The organism is Corynebacterium sp. HMSC074C01 (assembly GCF_001814605.1).
In the GTDB taxonomy this organism is placed as follows: Bacteria; Actinomycetota; Actinomycetes; order Mycobacteriales; family Mycobacteriaceae; genus Corynebacterium.
The window spans coordinates 72,269-89,590 of sequence record NZ_KV817279.1 but is presented as its reverse complement, the minus strand read 5'-3'; the positions used below and the strand labels follow the sequence as shown (position 1 = coordinate 89,590).

11 protein-coding genes and 1 pseudogene are annotated in these 17,322 nt (G+C 54.3%); 11 read left to right on the top strand and 1 reads right to left on the bottom strand.

All coding sequences use genetic code 11. The annotated features are described in order from the left end of the window. The first annotated feature begins 602 nt into the window (after window positions 1-602). The 11 genes and pseudogenes from HMPREF2978_RS13035 (at window position 603) to HMPREF2978_RS06535 (ending at window position 14,231) form a co-directional block, all read left to right on the top strand. Window positions 603-1,460: a hypothetical protein gene (locus HMPREF2978_RS13035; protein ID WP_143342276.1), complete on the top strand. Its 858-nt coding sequence runs from the start codon at window positions 603-605 to the stop codon at window positions 1,458-1,460. 299 nt (window positions 1,461-1,759) lie between these two features. Further along, window positions 1,760-3,016, top strand: a complete 1,257-nt coding sequence (gene wecC / locus HMPREF2978_RS06585) for a UDP-N-acetyl-D-mannosamine dehydrogenase (RefSeq protein ID WP_070744723.1) — start codon at window positions 1,760-1,762, stop codon at window positions 3,014-3,016. A 448-nt stretch (window positions 3,017-3,464) separates the two neighbouring features. Continuing rightward, window positions 3,465-3,683 carry a hypothetical protein gene (locus HMPREF2978_RS13465; RefSeq protein WP_070744721.1) on the top strand — a complete coding sequence of 73 codons (219 nt, stop codon included), beginning with the start codon at window positions 3,465-3,467 and terminating at the stop codon, window positions 3,681-3,683. Next, complete coding sequence (locus HMPREF2978_RS06575) at window positions 3,673-4,641, top strand: APC family permease (protein ID WP_070744719.1); 969 nt, start codon at window positions 3,673-3,675, stop codon at window positions 4,639-4,641. The genes HMPREF2978_RS13465 and HMPREF2978_RS06575 overlap by 11 nt, the downstream gene beginning before the upstream one ends. A gap of 292 nt (window positions 4,642-4,933) precedes the next feature. Next, window positions 4,934-6,904 (top strand): KAP family P-loop NTPase fold protein, encoded by a 1,971-nt coding sequence (locus HMPREF2978_RS06570; RefSeq protein ID WP_070744717.1) that lies wholly within the window; start codon window positions 4,934-4,936, stop codon window positions 6,902-6,904. A 155-nt stretch (window positions 6,905-7,059) separates the two neighbouring features. Further along, complete coding sequence (locus tag HMPREF2978_RS06565) at window positions 7,060-7,548, top strand: hypothetical protein (RefSeq protein WP_070744715.1); 489 nt, start codon at window positions 7,060-7,062, stop codon at window positions 7,546-7,548. Continuing rightward, a complete protein-coding gene (locus HMPREF2978_RS06560; protein ID WP_070744714.1) occupies window positions 7,545-7,988 on the top strand; it encodes a hypothetical protein in 444 nt (147 codons plus the stop codon). Before HMPREF2978_RS06565 ends, HMPREF2978_RS06560 begins: the two co-directional genes overlap by 4 nt. Window positions 7,989-8,231: 243 nt before the next feature. Continuing rightward, window positions 8,232-9,420 (top strand): annotated as a pseudogene (locus HMPREF2978_RS06550) (IS3 family transposase). Window positions 9,421-9,728: 308 nt separating this feature from the next. Beyond that, window positions 9,729-11,768, top strand: coding sequence for a beta-glucoside-specific PTS transporter subunit IIABC (locus HMPREF2978_RS06545; protein WP_070744710.1), 2,040 nt, complete (start codon window positions 9,729-9,731; stop codon window positions 11,766-11,768). Window positions 11,769-11,864: 96 nt separating this feature from the next. After that, window positions 11,865-13,280, top strand: a complete 1,416-nt coding sequence (locus tag HMPREF2978_RS06540; protein ID WP_070744708.1) for a glycoside hydrolase family 1 protein — start codon at window positions 11,865-11,867, stop codon at window positions 13,278-13,280. A gap of 30 nt (window positions 13,281-13,310) precedes the next feature. Further along, complete coding sequence (locus HMPREF2978_RS06535; RefSeq protein ID WP_070744706.1) at window positions 13,311-14,231, top strand: PRD domain-containing protein; 921 nt, start codon at window positions 13,311-13,313, stop codon at window positions 14,229-14,231. A gap of 304 nt (window positions 14,232-14,535) precedes the next feature. Here the strand turns inward: HMPREF2978_RS06535 and HMPREF2978_RS06530 are convergent, their stop codons facing one another. Continuing rightward, the gene (locus HMPREF2978_RS06530; RefSeq protein WP_070744704.1) at window positions 14,536-16,797 is read right to left on the bottom strand and encodes a DEAD/DEAH box helicase; all 2,262 of its coding nucleotides are present in this window, start codon (window positions 16,795-16,797) and stop codon (window positions 14,536-14,538) included. Between the last annotated feature and the right edge of the window lie 525 nt (window positions 16,798-17,322).

Sequence of the window (17,322 nt, the reverse complement as noted above, 5' to 3'; positions counted from 1 at the left end):
AAATCAACGCACTCTAAAACCGGAAGGGCCGCTTTACTCCGATAAACCAACCTAAGCGGACGCTATCTGAATAGGCCAAAACAGGGTCAGATACGGATATAAGGTTCGCTTGTGCGGCTCTAGCCATTCCGTCGCCGATAAGAACTGGGAAAGTGGAATTCTTCGTTACGGAGGCATGGAAAAAGACTAGCGTTGTTGCTGCCCCTCGGTCTTTAATAAGGAGATCGATTAACAGGTTTCCAGCCTGAATTGTATGAAGTCCACCAGTTACTGGGCTTGCTAGAAATTCCTCCTTCGAAGGGTATAGTTTCCCGATTCCGTACCTTTTCGTATTGCGAATACGCATTGGATTCCTTAACCACTTTTTGGGGTGCGCGTTTTCTGTGTCATCTATTTATATCCTATCTTTTCCTCTTTTGGGCTAGGTATTTTTACATAGAATCTGCAACTCGTATCTGAGTCCTATACAAAATTCTGCTCCATTTTTTCAGTCTCCAAGGTGCTTCGATAGGAAATGAAGTTTCTCTACCCTTACGAACAAAGCTTTGAAGAGGGAAGCGGAGAAGCTATGCGGCGTAGAACCTTATTGTAGAATCGCCTTTATGAGGAGAAGAGACACGGAGAGATGGGGCATCAGTAAGATGTATCCATCCCCTCGCTTCTGGTCACGTAATGAAGTTGTCGATGGACTGCATACCATTCAGATCGGAAACCAGTTTCTTGACATTCTTATTCGAGACCGAGGGTCGGACACCACCCTGGTGACATTTCAACACCGTGTATCGGTTAGAACGGCCTACCCGATGCTGGTTGGTGAAAGCTTCACGCGTGAGACAAACGTGAATCTCATCGCGATTGCAGACCCTAGCGTTAGCTTGTCCAATGATGTCCGTCTAGGATGGTACCTCGGAAATCGTGCAATTGGCCATCTAAAGCCAACTCTTGTTCCCATTCTTGTGGAAGCTGTCGCAGCTTTTGAACCTCGGCGGCTTATTTTCTTTGGTACTTCGGGTGGGCGATACGCGGCTATGAATTACGCTGCAGAGTTCACTGATTCCATTGCTTTTACAGTTAATCCCCGCCTCGGATTTGGGAATCGGCAAGATGCTGATTGGTCGGTATATATGTCAGAATGCCATCGCGTCCAAGGAAGGACTCCTTATAACAGGGTGAGCGCTGAGTACGGTATTGATCTCCGCATGTCTATTCCATCAGGATCACCGTTCTATGCGGCCATGTACCATAACATTGGTGATGCCCGTTACTACGAAGCGAACCATAAACCATTTGTAGATAGCCGAGCTAGCGACTTGCGTATATTTCAGCGCCTCGATTTTGACGGGTCGGGGCATGTACCGATCCCAAGAAGCAAGCTGGTTGAGATCGTCCGTTCATTGTCCGACTTGTCATTATCGTCTGCGAGCGCTATACGCAATGCTGGCTTTCTTTGCCCAACTTAAATGCAATTAACAGTGGCTTGCTGCGCTTGGTAGGTTCAAATGCTATTGGGAACAGTGAATTAATAGTGCACTTTTCGGTTTGCAGCTATGGTTAGACGCTACGATTGCACGGCTTCCATAGCTAATCGGTTTAGACAGATTTTGTACTTTTCTCTTTTTCCGAAAGACTTGGCCCCTGGTTTGTTCGCCTCGGCTGAGTCATTCGTCGCCGCATCCAAGTGAATCAGGTCCATGCAAACAGGTATTGCGTGAATACGTATACTCATACCTAGCACTAATCATCATTGAATAGAGGGAATATGAATTCAACAACGCACGTTGCTTTTGTCGGCCTAGGTTATATCGGCCTGCCCACTGCGGTTGTTATGGCAAACTCTGGTCTTAGGGTCACAGGAGTAGACGTTAATGCTGAAAACGTTGAGAAAATTAATCGCGGCGTAGTAACGATAGTCGAACCTGGTTTGGAAGAGGAGTTAGCCAAAGCACTTTCGTCAGGAAACTTCTCTGCAACAACTGAGCAAGTCCATGCAGATGCATATATTATTGCGGTGCCCACACCATTTACCGATGACCGCAACGTGGACATGAAGTTCATTTACTCTGCAGCTGAGGCAATAGCGCCACTACTAGAAGGAAATGAGCTTGTAGTTCTAGAATCCACGTCTCCACCGCTTACGACGAAAAAAATGGCGGATCGGATACTCGAACTACGCCCCGATCTACGTGCCGATGTTTCTGAGGAAGAAGCCGACGATAAGACGCTCTTTTTTGCGCACTGCCCGGAGCGCATTCTCCCAGGAAAAGCTATGGCCGAGTTGCGTAGCAACGACAGAATTATAGGAGGCCAGTCAGCGGAAGCAACGCGCAGAGCCACAGCAATATACGCCCATTTCTGTCAGGGTGAATTGTTGCCTACCGATGACGTAACAGCCGAGATGGCAAAGCTTACCGAAAACTCCTTTAGGGATGTCAATATCGCTTTCGCAAACGAGTTATCTATCATCTCAGATAAACTTGGTATCAACGTATGGGAACTGATTGACCTTGCAAACCATCACCCAAGAGTTAACATTCTGCAACCAGGGCCAGGGGTCGGGGGACACTGTATTGCAGTCGATCCGTGGTTCATCGTTTCCGCAGCGCCAAATGAGTCTCAGCTAATCCACACCGCTAGAGTGGTTAATGATAGTAAACCGCAATGGGTTCTCGACCAAGTTAAAGAAGCTGCTCAGAGGAGTTCGTCAAGGACTATTGCCGTACTCGGACTTGCTTTTAAAGCCAACATTGATGACCTTAGGGAATCGCCCTCCTTAAGCATTGCCATAGACATTGCCCAGACTTTCCCTGGAGATGAAATCCTAGTTGTAGAGCCGAACGTAGCAGAACTCCCGCCGTCACTCGGCTGCTTCTCCAACGTCAGGCTTGCAAACGTTGATGAAGCACTTGCAACTGCGAAAGTGGTAGCACTTCTGGTCGATCATGATGAATTTAAGTCAATTGACCCAGAGGCGCTTAAGAGCAAAGAGGTGATTGATACAAAAGGGATCTGGGGCTAAGCATTTTGGCGCTCTCTCCATGGAGTTTTGGAGCGTGAATTAGTCAGTTCCGTGCTAGCATGCCCAAGGCGATGCACCGGCAACGGATAGTACAGCTCGTGGAGGCATCGTCATTGCATCACCTATTGGGCCGCAGTGGTCCCCAGAACCTTGGAACCAAGACCCGCACCGTACACTAGTCACGAATGTAACAAGATTGAGCACGAGTCATCTTACGAGCGCACCTAATCAATAATCTCTAGACTTGCCAGAAACACGCGCTGGGATCGCCCGCAAGGTCCCCGCGCCTAAGGTGCCTTGTCTGGAGTGAAATTAGATGTCGGAGAGCACAGCCCTGCAGAAAACTATGAAGCCCTCATGGGGTTTCGCCATGGCGCTCGGCGCGGCAATCGGATGGGGCGTCTAAATCTTGCCCTTCGACTGGATGTAGGAGGCAGGGCTTGCTGGTATGGTCATCGGCTTTGTCGTTGGTGGACTGATGATTGCCATCACTGGTTTGAGCTACGGCTTTAGTATTCGTGCGCTGCCGTTGACGGGTAGTGGGGTGGCTTTCGCTATGGCGACGCTTGGCCGGACTCATGCGTTTATCGCCGGGTGGACCATCTATCTGCCCGAAGTTGCGATCTGCTCGTTGTTTCATCATTGTATTCGCGTGGTTGAACTCTAAGGGCGCAGCGCTTTCGGGCCTGTTCCAGTTCTTTGCCGTAGTGTGCATGATTGTGGCGGTGGTGGTCATAGTGGCGGCGATGGTGATTTATTACGTCGACAAGCGCCCGGAGCTTGCACCAGCTTTCCCTGTCGACGTTGCGCCGGCGGCAGCGATGGCGACCATCATCGCTTTTGCCCCGTGGGCCTACGTGGGCTTTGATTCCATTCCGCAGCTAGCGGGCGCGTTCAATTTCTCGCCGAAGAAAGCGCTAGGCCTTCTGCTGTGGGGCATCATTGCGGCGACGTTGATCTACTTGGCGATGCTGCTCGCAACCTCTATCGCTGTGGGAACGCATCACGATGCTTATGAAGGGGAGGCATGGCCGCCGGCGGCAGCTATCAGCGAGGTGATGGGGCCTGCCGGTTTGGTGCTCATGGTCGTAGCTGTCAGCGCCGGAGTTCTTACTGGGTTGAACGGATTCTTCACAGCGGCAAGCCGAGTCTTGTTTACTCTTGGCCGCGCCAACCTAGTCTCGAGTCGGCTGGGTGAGCTAAATGGTAAGCAGCGCACCCCGCGCAATGCGATTGTCTTGGTGTGTGCGGTGTGCCTGGTTACCCCGTGGTTTGGGCGCGCGGCTTTGACGCGGATCGTCGACAAGTCCAGTGCTGGCATCACGGTGGCGTATTTCTATACGTGTTTCTGTGCATGGAAGATTGCCCGTACCGGGCAGGTTCCTGGGATGCCTAAGCCGATTGCGCCGAACAAGTTCTATGAGTACTTCGCGCTGGCCGGGTGCATTCTCTCCGTCGGGTTCTTGGCGCTGCTCTTTGTACCGGGCTCGCCTGGCGTGCTGGGAACGGCTCCGCTCATCGCGCTGGTGGTCTGGATTGTGCTGGGGCTGGCGTCGTGGGCCATCAAGAGCCGTCAGTTGAAGGATGTGCTGCCGGAGGAGACGGCGGCGTTGATTTTGGAATAGCCAAATGGTTGGTTGAGAACTGGATCTTGGCGAGTCTTTCAAGAAATCAGGCTGTTATCGTTGTTGCACACGCGGAGCAATGGTGATTCCGCTTTTAAAGAGCGAAAGAGGTGGTTAGCGCAATGGAAGCCGACTTTCTACGCATTGGAGCTGATGACTCAATAGGGAAGGACATACTTTCCAGGGAAAAACTCGTCGATCACGCCTGTCAGACGATACGAGATGTGCATTCGGAGGATAGCAGCGCTGTAGTTTGCGTAGTAGGTGCTTGGGGCTCCGGAAAACTTGGCTGATGGAGCGAGTGGCTCAAGAACTTGAGTCCAATGAAACGGATCCGTGGAAGATCGCTCGTTTTACCCCGTGGGCTGTTGATAGTCCAGAGGACTTAATTGGCGAATTCTATCAGTCATTAGGGGAGGCGATAGATTTAGGTGGGAATGAAAAGTTTCAGAAAATGGCTGCGCGCGGCGTGCGATTTGCAGGCTTGTTCGCTGGCATGGTCCCCGTTGCAGGCGGAGCTATCACTGCGACTTCGGACGCTGTAGCTGACTTTTTGGAGAGGCCTAGGTCGTGGAATTCACTGTTTAATGATGTCTCGGAAGTGGTCCGCGAAAAAGGATATAAAGTTCTGGTCGTTGCGGATGATATTGATAGGCTGCAAAAGTCTGAACTCTATTCTCTTCTTAAAGTTATTCGGTTGCTGGGAAGGTTCCCAGGGATCACTTTCCTGCTCTCAATGGACGCTGAAGCTATCGGGCGTGGTGTTGGGGCTGATATATCTCCTGACCCAACCGGCGCTGAGGCTCTCGGACTCCAATATTTAGAAAAATATATACAGTATCGAATTACCGTTCCGCCGCTCACTGAGTTCCAAAAAACAAAACTAATTCATTCAGTGCTCTCTTATTGTGAGGTTGGCTCGAAGTTCAAGTTCGACCTTTCAAGCTATGAGATTTACACGTTTATCCAGAATTGGCTTCGGTTGCCCATAACCATTAGGACCGCACAGCGATTTGGGCATCAGCTTCGCTCGACGTTGACACAGCTTGACCCTGTAGAAGTTAGCCTAATCGATGTTTTGAATTTGCAGCTCTTACAAACGGTCTACCCCTATGTTTACGCCCGGCTTCCCAACTATAAGAAGGTCTTAACCAACTCGGAGTGTATTGCGGAGGAGGACCAAGCGTTTTTAATAAAACGTGTGATAGAAGGGGTTCCGGGATTTAACACCTGGGTACAAAGGCGACCAAATAGGGATCGTCATCTGTCTAATCTACACAGCAGGAGATCGGAAGCGGAGGTGGTTGCTAGTGTGTTGCAGGAACTTTTTCCTGCGCTTGACAGGCTGAAGAGTGCGCAAGGGGCAGGTTCTGAAAGAATTTCTGATCACAGTCATTTCGATCGGTATTTCACACTGAGTATTGGCGGTGACGATTTTTCGGAGATCGAGGCTGAACGCGTTCTGTTCGATGCGTCGAAGGGGGAGAGCTTCGAATTCGAAGAGCTACTGAAGTGCGAAGAAGCTACTTTGCGGTATGTGATTGCAAATCGACTTGAGCTCAGCTTCAAGCGTTTAGAGCCCGAACTTAGCCCAGAAGAGTGTTCGAGTGTACTTATGGCTGCAATTCACGTACTTAGCACTCGGGGTAATTTGCTTGACCAGGGCAACAGCTGGGTTTTCTGGCTGATAGTGGATCTAATGACTACAGCCCGTCGAAAACTGGAGGAGCAATCGATATTGCGACTTTTGAAATTCGGAGAGCGTCACAAAGATGTCGGCCCACGAATTGCCCGCAGAGTCCTTGAAAAGAGTTGTGGCGATTTACCCCCTGAGATGGTTAAAGCATTTGCAGAATATGGCAAACTGCTTGTCTCTTCCCTCGTTGAAGATATGGCTAAAGGAGATCGTGCACCGATCAGAGTCTTTTGGAGGATCGATAGTTTCATTTTTCTCTATAAGCTTTGTGAGGACCGTAGAAACTTCAATTTAAGCTTTGATCCTAGAGCCGAATTTCGGAAAGCGTTCGAATCTGAAAAGTTTTCGGCGGAAGACTTCGCATCTAGGTTTGTTTCGGTAGATCCTCTAGCCGTTGCAGATAGTGGCAAAGATGAGTACAGAGTTGACACTGTTTTGATGAACTATTTTCGCGACTTCGACGATTCCTTTTTCGAGGCTCCCACCAAACGCGATGAAAGCGTGGATGCCAATACCTGGGATGAGCGCAAAGAGTTTGTTCAAGGTCGATGTGGCAAAGGAACATAAAAGAGGGAGGGACAGCAAGGAGAGTGCCTGAGGTCCGTGAAGAATATTCCCCTCCAAGCCCTTAAGTTTTAGCCCTGGGACAAAGCAAGGTTCGGTGTGTGCAAATGAGATACTGGTTTTAGCAAGAAGCATTAGACCCACTAGACTCTCCAAACGTGCCGCCCAACATTAACAAGAAGAACTATCGTCTGGCAGACATGAGCATGTCGCCAGACGAGTCGGAGCCATACCCAGACCCTGACGAAGCTGCTGAAATCATCGAGGACAGCATTGACTTGGGCGAACTCGGAACTATTGTGCATGTTCGAGAGTGGCAAGGCCCCGACAACGTAATAGAGCAGTACGCCCTCATGCTCAATGTCACCCCCGCGCATGGCGCATATACACGATGCAAGCAACTCAAGGGTGGACAAGCTAACTTTGAGCAGGTGAGGCGTACCGACACGTGGCACAGCACTGTGCACAGCCACCAATATTTCATTGACTGTGATGACTGCGAACGGCAGATTCATGAAGAACTTGCCGGGGGTAGTCAAAAAGAAAAATCCCGCCGTGTCGTTAACGGGACTTTCAAAACGCACTACTATCAAATGTTGTACAACCCGTTTGACTACCTAGACCGTTGGGAGGCAGGTAAACCATGAACGAGCAGCAAAAGCGACACTACCGTGCGCGTATGGCGGTTGCACAGTTATTCCGTTCTTTCCTCAATGAGGATGGCGAGCGTGCCCGCCTAATGGAACGTCTCGGCGTTGAAACCATGCCGGTCATTATTCCCGCATTCGGCGATACCTTGGCGTCTAATATTCGAGAAACAGCCAGCCGCCACTTCGAAGCAGGTGCGGAGCACGTCGTTGTCCCAGTTTGCTTGCCAGTTCATGACCCTGACGGTATTAAGCTCTGTGTGCTTATCATCTCAACACACGATGCTAAGACCTTCTGGCAACTGGATATGAACGAACTTCATGACAGTGTTGAAATGGCACAAGTTGTTGAAGCGCTGGACGCTAGTAAGAAATGGGAAGTTGAGGAACTCGACTCCCAGCACCAGCAAGAATTGAAGAACTTAGCGGCCTCGCTCTAGTTGGCGATAGATTGATATAGAACACCACCCGGCACCCAAATGTGAACCCCGGGACGGTGAAGTTTTAACGCTGAGGTCGGCCTCTTGCCTCGTCGAGTTATGTGCCGGAGTCGGGGCCCACCTTGCTCGTAGCCAAGGCCGAGACTCGTCCATTTGAGGTTACCCTCGTTTAGTGGACACCCTATTTGTACGGATCTTGTGTCCGTGGGAGAGGATGTTCATTGTGAGTCAACAGCGTAAGAAGTGAAGTACACGCCGGAGTACCGGCGTGAAGCCGCGAACCTGGTAATGTCGGAGCGGCCGATCGCTCATGTGGCTAAGGAGATCGGTGTTTCCGCCGGGCTTTTAGGCCGGTGGGTCAAACTCGAGCGGAACGCCGAGGAGCTTCAGATGGGATGAGTGAGGCTGATCTTCGTGCTGAGAATGCTCGCCTGCGCCGTGAGTTGGCTGAAGCCAAGATGGATAACGAGTTTTTGTCAAAAGCGACAGCCTTCTTCGCCGCAAAGCAACGCGAGCAGAAAAGTTCGAATTAATGCAGCAGGAGAAGGCGAACTACAGCATCAAGCGCATGGCACGGCTATTAAAAGTGTCTCGGTCTGGATACTACAAATGGGCCCATGCGCAGCAGAAACGGCTATCCGGCGAAGATGATCGTGCTGCATTTTACGATGATGTTGACCGTAAGATTTACCAGATTTGGAAAGACTCCGATGAGGTTTATGGTGCTCCGCGGATCACCGCAGAACTTACCGAGCACTACCAGATCGCCTTGAATCGCAAAACAGTGGCTAAACGGATGCGCATGATGGGCATTGAAGGAATTTCACCACGGGCCTTTGTTCCAGTGACAACAATTCAAGCCAAGCGTAAGTCCACACTTCCTGACTTGGTCAAGCGCATGTTTGATACTGGTGAGCTCAACCGAGTGTGGATGTCGGATATTACCTACCTGCGCACCGGCCAGGGCTGGCTGTATTTGTGCGCGGTCCGCGACGGCCATTCCCGCAGGGTGCTGGGCTGGGCTATGGATAGCGTGCAAGACACACACCTGGTCGAACGGGCCCTGCGGATGGCGCATACACTGCGCGGTGATGTTCCTGATGGGCTGGTGTTTCACGCTGACCGCGGAACGCAATTTACCAGTGAGAAGCTCTGGGAGGTCTGCAGCAGACTGGGCATTGCTCAGTCTGTGGGGCGTACTGGTGTGTGCTTCGATAACGCGATGGCCGAGTCGTTCTGGTCGACGCTAAAGACTGAATTCTACGACCGTAAGCGATGGCCTACCCGTGATGCTGCACGCAAGGCCGTTGCCTACTGGATTGAAGTCGTCTACAACCGTCGGCGCCGGCACTCTGCACTCGGAATGGTCAGCCCCGTCGACTTCGAGAACCACACCGGCGCAATCAACAGCAGAAAAGAAATAGCTGCCTAACCACTAGGTAGCTCCACTACGTGTCCACGATTTGCCGGCAACCCCAGGAGGGCTTGAAGGATTCGTGTGGACTCCAGTGCGTGGTCGCACAGTGACCATCCCCACAGTGGAACTAGCTTGTGGCGCGATGCTGTTGAACGCTATGGTGAACTTTGTACGGCGCGAAACATCGCCTGGTACCCGCTAGGGCTGTCATCCCCATCCCAGGGGAGCGAAACCTGGTCGGCTTTAGTCATGCATGGCATGGCTGGAGTCGGACCAGGTTTTTGTCGTTTTAGCCCCAGCGCAAAAAGAAAGGAAGCAAGTCAATGTCCACCAAGATTGACTACCAAAGCCTGGGACAAGACGTCCTGCGGCTGTGTGGTGGAGAAAGCAACGTCAAGACAGTCTCCCACTGCGCGACCCGCCTGCGCTTCGTACTCAACGACCGCACTAAGGCTGATGACGAGGCTATTAAGCACCTGCCCGGCATCATCACGGTTGTGGAGTCCTCCGGGCAGTTCCAGGTCGTTGTCGGCAATAACGTGCAGAAGGCCTTCGCGGGCCTGCCGGCTACGCTGCGCGACAATACGAAGAACGTTGACGAATCCGCGCAGACATCCTCGTCGGGCGCCCTAAGCAAAGTTGTCGATGTTGTCTCCGCTATCTTTGCACCGTTGCTCGGCACGATGGCCGGCGTCGGCATCTTGAAGGGCCTTTTGGCGCTCGCAGCGTCTTTCGGCTGGGTGTCAGCTACATCCACGACCTATCAGATCCTCTTCGCCGCGGGCGATGCCCTGTTCTTCTTCCTGCCAATGCTCCTCGCTGTCACCGCAGGCCGCAAGTTTGGTACGAATATCTTCACCTCGCTGACCTTGGCTGGTGCGCTGCTCTACACGCAACTGCAGGCCGTAAACCTGGGCATCATGGAGGACGGTGAGGCTGTACCGATGACACTGAAGGCCTTTGCCGCCGCCGGTCACGACGTGAACTTCTTTGGCATCCCCGTTGTTCTGCAGAACTACACGTCCACAGTCATCCCGATCATCGTCGCCGTGTGGGTGCAGTCCCTGCTGGAAAAGCGCATTGAGAAGGTTCTGCATGAGTCCATTCGGAATTTCATCGCCCCGATGCTTGTCCTGCTCATCATGGTCCCGTTGACCCTGATGACGCTTGGCCCGGCAGGCGTCGCCGTCGGCAACTTCCTCGCTGATATCCTCACCGGCGCTTTCAGTTTCTCCCCGCTGCTCGCTGGTGCCCTCGTCGCCGCCCTGTGGCAGATCATGGTCATTTTCGGCGTCCACTGGGGCATCGTCCCGGTTTTCATTAATAACCTCGCAGTCAATGGGTTCGACCCCGTCAAGTCCGCTTGCTTCCCGGCCGTCCTGTCCCAGGCTGGCGCCGCCCTCGGCGTGTTCCTGCGCCTGAAGTCCAAGCAGGACAAGGGCCTAGCGATGTCTGCCACCCTCGCTGGCATCTTCGGCATCACCGAGCCCGCCGTTTACGGCATTACCCTGCCGCGTAAGCGTCCGTTTGTCATCGCCGTTATCTCCGCGGCCTTCGGCGGTGCCCTGATCGGCGCGACCGGAACAAACGTTTACGGCACCGGCGCCCCGGGCCTGCTGACCCTTCCCATCGGCATCGACCCCTCTGGCCAGGTGCACACCATTAAGTGGCTCATCGTCGGCACCGTGCTGTCCTTTGTCCTCGCTACCATCGGAACCTACTTCTTCGGTTTCTCCAAAGAAGACCTTGTGCAGGATCGCGCCAAGGCAGATGCTGAGAAGAACGCTTCCGGTGTCACCGTCGCTGACGAATCCGGTGCAAATTATGCTGCCGATGCTGCCGTCACCCCTGATTTTGTCCCTCGTGAGCTTACTGCCCCTGTCGCTGGCAACATCATCCCGCTCGGCGAGGTTCAAGACAAGGTCTTCTCTTCCGGCTCGATGGGGGAGGGTGTGGGCTTCCTGCCCGCCGATGGCCGAATCGTCGCCCCGTGCGACGGTGTCATGAAAGTCGTCATGAAGTCCGGTCACGCCTATGGCATCCGCACCCCGGAGGGCGCTGACATCCTCATCCACTTCGGTATCGATACTGTTGGACTGGGTGGCGAGGGCTTCGAGGCCCTAGTCAAGAAGGGCGACATCGTTAAGGCTGGCGACGTCCTCGCCGAGGTCGACATGAATACCATGAGGGAGAAGGGCGTCGACACCACGACGGTCATGATTGTCACCAACTCCAATAAGTTCAACGTCGTCCGCTCCGCCGGCGGCTCGGTTGAAGAGGGGGCCGCAGTCCTGAGCGTCGAACCGCTCAGCTCCACCGATCCCGAGTCCGGAGCTGAGGCCGCACGACCGGTCCTCAACTAATCCGCATAGCGCTGGTCCTAGAGCCAGCGCAACAGCCTATCCGACCCTCAGTCGAACACCACCGTAGAAACACAAGCACAGACAAGGAACCACATCATGCAGTACTCCACGTTGCCTGACTTCCCCTCCGATTTCCTGTGGGGCGCCTCCACCTCCGCCTACCAGACGGAGGGGGCTTGGAACGAGGACGGCAAGGGCCTCTCGGTAATCGACATTCGTACCGACTTCCCTGAGGGCACCTGTGACTACACCGTCGCCACCGACACCTATCATCACGTCGAAGAGGACGTTGCTCTTTTCGCCGAGTTGGGTCTGAAGGCCTACCGTTTCTCCATCGCCTGGTCTCGCGTCATCCCGGACGGCGACGGGGAGGAAAATCGGCTTGGAATCGCCTTCTACCACCGCCTCATCGATGAGCTACTCAAGTACGGCATCGAGCCCATCATCACGATGTACCACTTTGACCTCCCGGCCGCGCTCGCGCAGAAGGGCGGTTGGTCCAGTCGGGCTACCGTAGACGCGTTCGAACGCTACGCGAAGATCCTCTTCCGCGAGTACGGCGCGAAGGTGAAGTACTGGCTCACCATTAACGAGCAGAACATGATGATCCTGCACGGCGACGCCCTGGGCACCGCCGCGCCGGGCGTCGACAACACCAAGAAGGGGGTGTACCAGCAGAATCACCACATGTTCTTAGCACAGGCGAAGGCCATGATCGCCGCGCACGAGGGCTTCCCAAACATCAAGATCGGGCCGGCCCCGAACATCTCGCCGACGTACCCGGCATCGTCGAAACCGGAGGACATCATCGTGGCCGAGGACTGGATGGCTATCCGGAACTGGCTGTACCTCGACCTCGCGGTGCGAGGCGAGTACAACGACTTGGCCTGGGCATACCTCAGGGAGCGCGGCTGGGAGCCAGAGATTGCTGACGGCGACATGGAAATCCTAAAGGCCGCGAAGCCGGACTTTGTGGCATTCAATTACTACAACTCGCAGACCGTCGCCGCCATCAAGGAGGGCGAGGCCATCAACGATGGCAAGGGCGACCAGCAGATCGCGAAGGGAGAGGCCGGCCTGTACAAGGCTGTGACCAACTCGCACCAGGAGCTTACGAGCTTCGGTTGGGGCATCGACCCGCTAGGCTTCCGCACGGTCATGCGCCGCATTTGGGACCGCTACCGACTGCCGATGATCCTCACTGAGAACGGCCTGGGCGAGTTCGATCAGCTCACCGAAGACGGCAAGGTCCACGACCAGTATCGCATCGAGTACCTGTCCAAGCACATTGAACAGATTCAGTACGCGCTCGCCGACGGCGTCCAGCTCTTCGGCTACTGTCCGTGGTCCGCCATCGACCTGGTCTCCACCCACCAGGGTGTGGCCAAGCGCTACGGCTTCATCTACGTCGACCGCACCGACAGCGATCTGCGTTCCCTCAAGCGCTACCGCAAGGATTCCTTCTTCTGGTACCAGGAACTCATTCGCGGCAATACCCTGCCGCACGCATAGCGGTGTGCGCTCCGCTTAGGATGAATAGCTATGGAAGCCACGTCCTGGAAGATCCTGCAGGTCTTCAATAACAACGTCGTGCTCGCGCACTCCCGCGAGCACGGTCAGGCGGTGTTGGTCGGCCGCGGTATCGGTTACGCGATGAGCGCCGGCGATTTCGCGGACCCTGCCAAGATCAAGGACGTGTTTGCTCCCTCCAGCTCGCAGCCAAATGAGCAGTTGGCTGCCCTGCTGGAGGAGCTTCCCGAGGAACTCCTGGCTCTCTCTCGTGAGCTTGCCGATGCCGCGGCCCTCTTCTGTGGCCTCTGTCCCACCGATTCCTTCGTCATTCTCTTGGCAGATCACATCAAGGCCGCCATTGCTCGCGCCATCGCCGGCCAGCATCTACCGAACCCCATGCAGTGGGAGGTCAAGCATCTCTATCCGCGCGAGTATGACTTCGGTAAACGAGCTCTGACCATGATTAAGCAGGCTACCGGCGTCGGTCTTGAGGACGCGGAGGCCACTTCGATTGCTCTCCACGCCGTCAACGCCCACTTCACTGGCGGCGATTCTGCCAAGTCCGACTCCTTCTCTGAGACCCTCCGCATGACAGAGTTCATGGCGAAGGTCCTCAACATCGTCGAAGTCGCCCTCAGTGACAAGGCCTCCGACGCCAGCAACCCCGCGACCACACCGAGCTCTCTCGACACGAACTCAATGGCCATGGCTCGCTTCGTCGTCCACCTGCGTTTCCTGCTCCGCCGCCTTATGGGGGAGCGTAACCGCCCGCACTCCCCAGACCCCGCCATGCTCGCAATGGCCGACTCCATGGTCGGCCAGTACCCGCAGGCCTACAAGCTCGCCGGCACCATTATCTATACCCTTGAGATGGACCTCGATACCAAATGCAGCGAGGACGAAATTCTGTATCTCACGCTCCATGTGGCGCGGTTAATGATGAAGGCGTAGACGAAGTTTCTTCTACCACCTCAAGCCGAACCAGCAAGTGCTGCAAGAGGCCCAAGACCAGCCACCAACCTTTTGCCGAGTCGTGGGCATTGTCCGGCAAGTACGCCACCTACATCCTCCTGCGCGCAGGCCATCTAGTAGCTGCGGTCCCGGATTTGGCGGCTGTTGCCCTGCCTTCATCGCCGCTTGCGCCACCGTAACAGCCGTATCTGAGTTCACTGTCTGCAGTAACGCTTCAGGAATTCCCAGAAGCGAGAGAATGTACCTCGACATTTGGTTGCAATCGGTCATGAATGGGGCAGCTCTAACTGCTGTTGCGAGTGAATCCCTGCTTGGCAATGGTCGAGCTTCTCTTTCTGAAGGCCGAGGCGAGGGCAGGGACGTTGGCATCGAGAAAATCGTGGACGGTGGCAGAGATGCTCTCCTTGTCATCGGTATCGCGAGTGACTCGGCCAACCTGCTGAATGACAACGCCGCGGAAGCTTACTGGTGCGGCCAGCACAAGAGTATCCAGCGCGGGAAGATCAATGCCTTCGCCAGCCACCTGGGACATGGCTAAAAGGACGAAATGCGGTGTTACGGCAAGCTGGTCACGGACGGCTTGCCTCTCGCTTGCCTTCTGACCGCCGTGTAGTTGCAGGACGGGGAAGGGAGCGTCGGTAAGCAGGGCGTTGAGAGCAGTGAGGTGTTCGCGTCGTTTCACCAGGACGAGGACCGTGTGGTCCTCCTGCGCTGCTTGTGTGATGACATCGGCGATGAGGCGGTTGCGGGGCTCATCCGCCGCCAGAGCGGTGTCGAGGTCGGACCAGAACAGGTAAGGGGAGTCGTACGTGAACTCGGTGTTGTGGACTACGTAATCGCGGCGTCCGGGGCGTTCGAGCTCGACGGTATGGCGGATAGGGCCGCAAATGAGGGGAAGTAGTTTATCGAGGCCGTCGGAGCGGTACGGTGTGGCGGTCATTCCGAGCATAAAGCGAACGTTGAGATGTGCGAGGACGTTGGTTAAACCCGCAGCGCCGACTCGGTGGCATTCGTCAACGATGATGTGGCCATAGCTGGAGAGAAAGTCAGTCATGGAATCGCTACGGCTGATGGACTGAGCTGTGACAATATCTATCTCTCCACTGAGCTTCTTCTTGGTGCCCGAGTATTGCCCAACCTGAACGTCTGGAAGAAACTGCTTGAGGGCTTGGCGCCATTGGGTAGCAAGCTCCCTGGATGGAACAATCACCGCAGTGGCAACTTGACGCTGGGCGATAATTGCACATGCCATGACGGTCTTTCCGGTACCGGGAGGGGCAATGAGCATTCCAGACTTGTGCTTGAGCATCTGTTTGACGGCGGAATGCTGGTAGGGGCGTAGTTCACCGGCAAATGATGCATCGATGCGCTGAGGTTTGGGCGTACGCCCGCGACGTGTGACGGTATATCCGGCAGTCTTCAAGATGTCGATGACGTCATCGAGCGTGCCACGGTCGAGCGTGAGGGCTTGGTCCTTCTCATCAAAACGTACGATGATCCGTGGAGTACCGAAAGTGGAGAACCGCTGAGCCTGCTTGATATAAAACTGTGGATTGGCAATAGCGCCTAGGTGCCGCAGGGCCGTACGAGTGGTGGCGTCGATCCCTGATAAATCGACGTGGACATGTGAATCGTGCGTGACGTGGACTTTTCCCGAGGCCTTGAGCTTCTTTAGTTCTGCGCGGGTGGGTGCCTGGGGAAGGGATGTTTCGGGATCGGGCTGAAGCGCAGCGTAGATTTTCTTGAGCTCGGAAAGCGTTGACTTATTCGTTCTTGCCAAAGCTTCGAATTGGTCTGGCAAAGGTTGAAAGTCACTGTCGACGAAGACTGTTGTGCCTTCGGATCGATGGTGGCCTGCTAATGGGAGGGCAATCAGGTTGCCGAAACCGCGGCCTTTCGCTGGCAGCGTGTCTTGGGATGGAAAGAACCGGTCGAAACTGGAGAAGTAAGAATCCGGGCTAGCTTTGGCAAGAAGTCCGATGCCAACTGAACGAGCGAGGCTGGCGGGAATGGGCTCGTCGAAGAAGAGCCAAACGTGAGCTCCGTTCCCTGATCGTGAAACCTCGATAAGCGGATCGAGGCCGTGGTCCTTGCATTCCTCTGCGTAGGCGCGGGCGGCTTGCTTGAAGTCTTCATAATCAAAATCGCAAACCAACAGCCGGCAACTGTCATCTGTACACAGCGGATAAAGGCCAACATGAAAGCGGTTGTCCCGACGCAAATGTCCTTCAATCACCTTTGGCGTCAGGGGCTTTAGGTCGGGATTTCTTCGATCATAGTAGCCATTGCTGGCCGGGTACCAGGCCTTCTTTCCCGCAGTATTTTTGGCCACTGCGTAGACATCTGTCCTTCCTGCGAAGTAATCCATGAAGAGCGCAATCTTCTCTTCCGGTGAGCGTTTATCAGAGTGAACACTCGGCGGCGGTGTGCCTGCAGCACTAGGCCGCGAAGGAGCATGACCGAGGGCCTGCAGTAATTGGGCTACCTGGGACTCCAATTCACTAACGCGAGTTTCAAGTGCTTGGAGGCGTTTCTGTTCAGTCATGGTGGGTGTTCTTTGTGCGTCGGAACTAGTTTATCGGACGGTGAGCGGCTAAGAGCCTTGTAGGCATGGCGATGTATTGCTTAGAATAATCGCACGACGAGCCGGCTACCGGAACGTTGTCGCCTGGAGCCGCGAAGGCTCCAGAGCTTTTTGGAGGGCCTCCTAGGCGCAGAGATGGAGTGCATTTTTAACAGACAAGCCTTAATTCTGGCAGGTGTGCCGGATATACGCAGCAAGTGGAGCGTTGAGGTGGCCTCTAGGCATTCGCACACAACTCGGTTGTCCTTGAGAAGAGTCTCACTGCTAGGCGAAAGACGCTTCAGGTGTAAGTGTCATGCTGGGAAAGGAGGGATTAAATTGACAAAGTCGACCGTTTCAAAACCTGACCACAGTAATACTTCTGTAACTCAGGTCCAAGATATGGATGAGGAAGACCGTCGCCGCTACGTCGAGTGCTTAGGGCGGGAAATTGCCAATTGGTCCGCGGATCTTAACCGCCGTCTAGCATGACCATTTATCCTGACG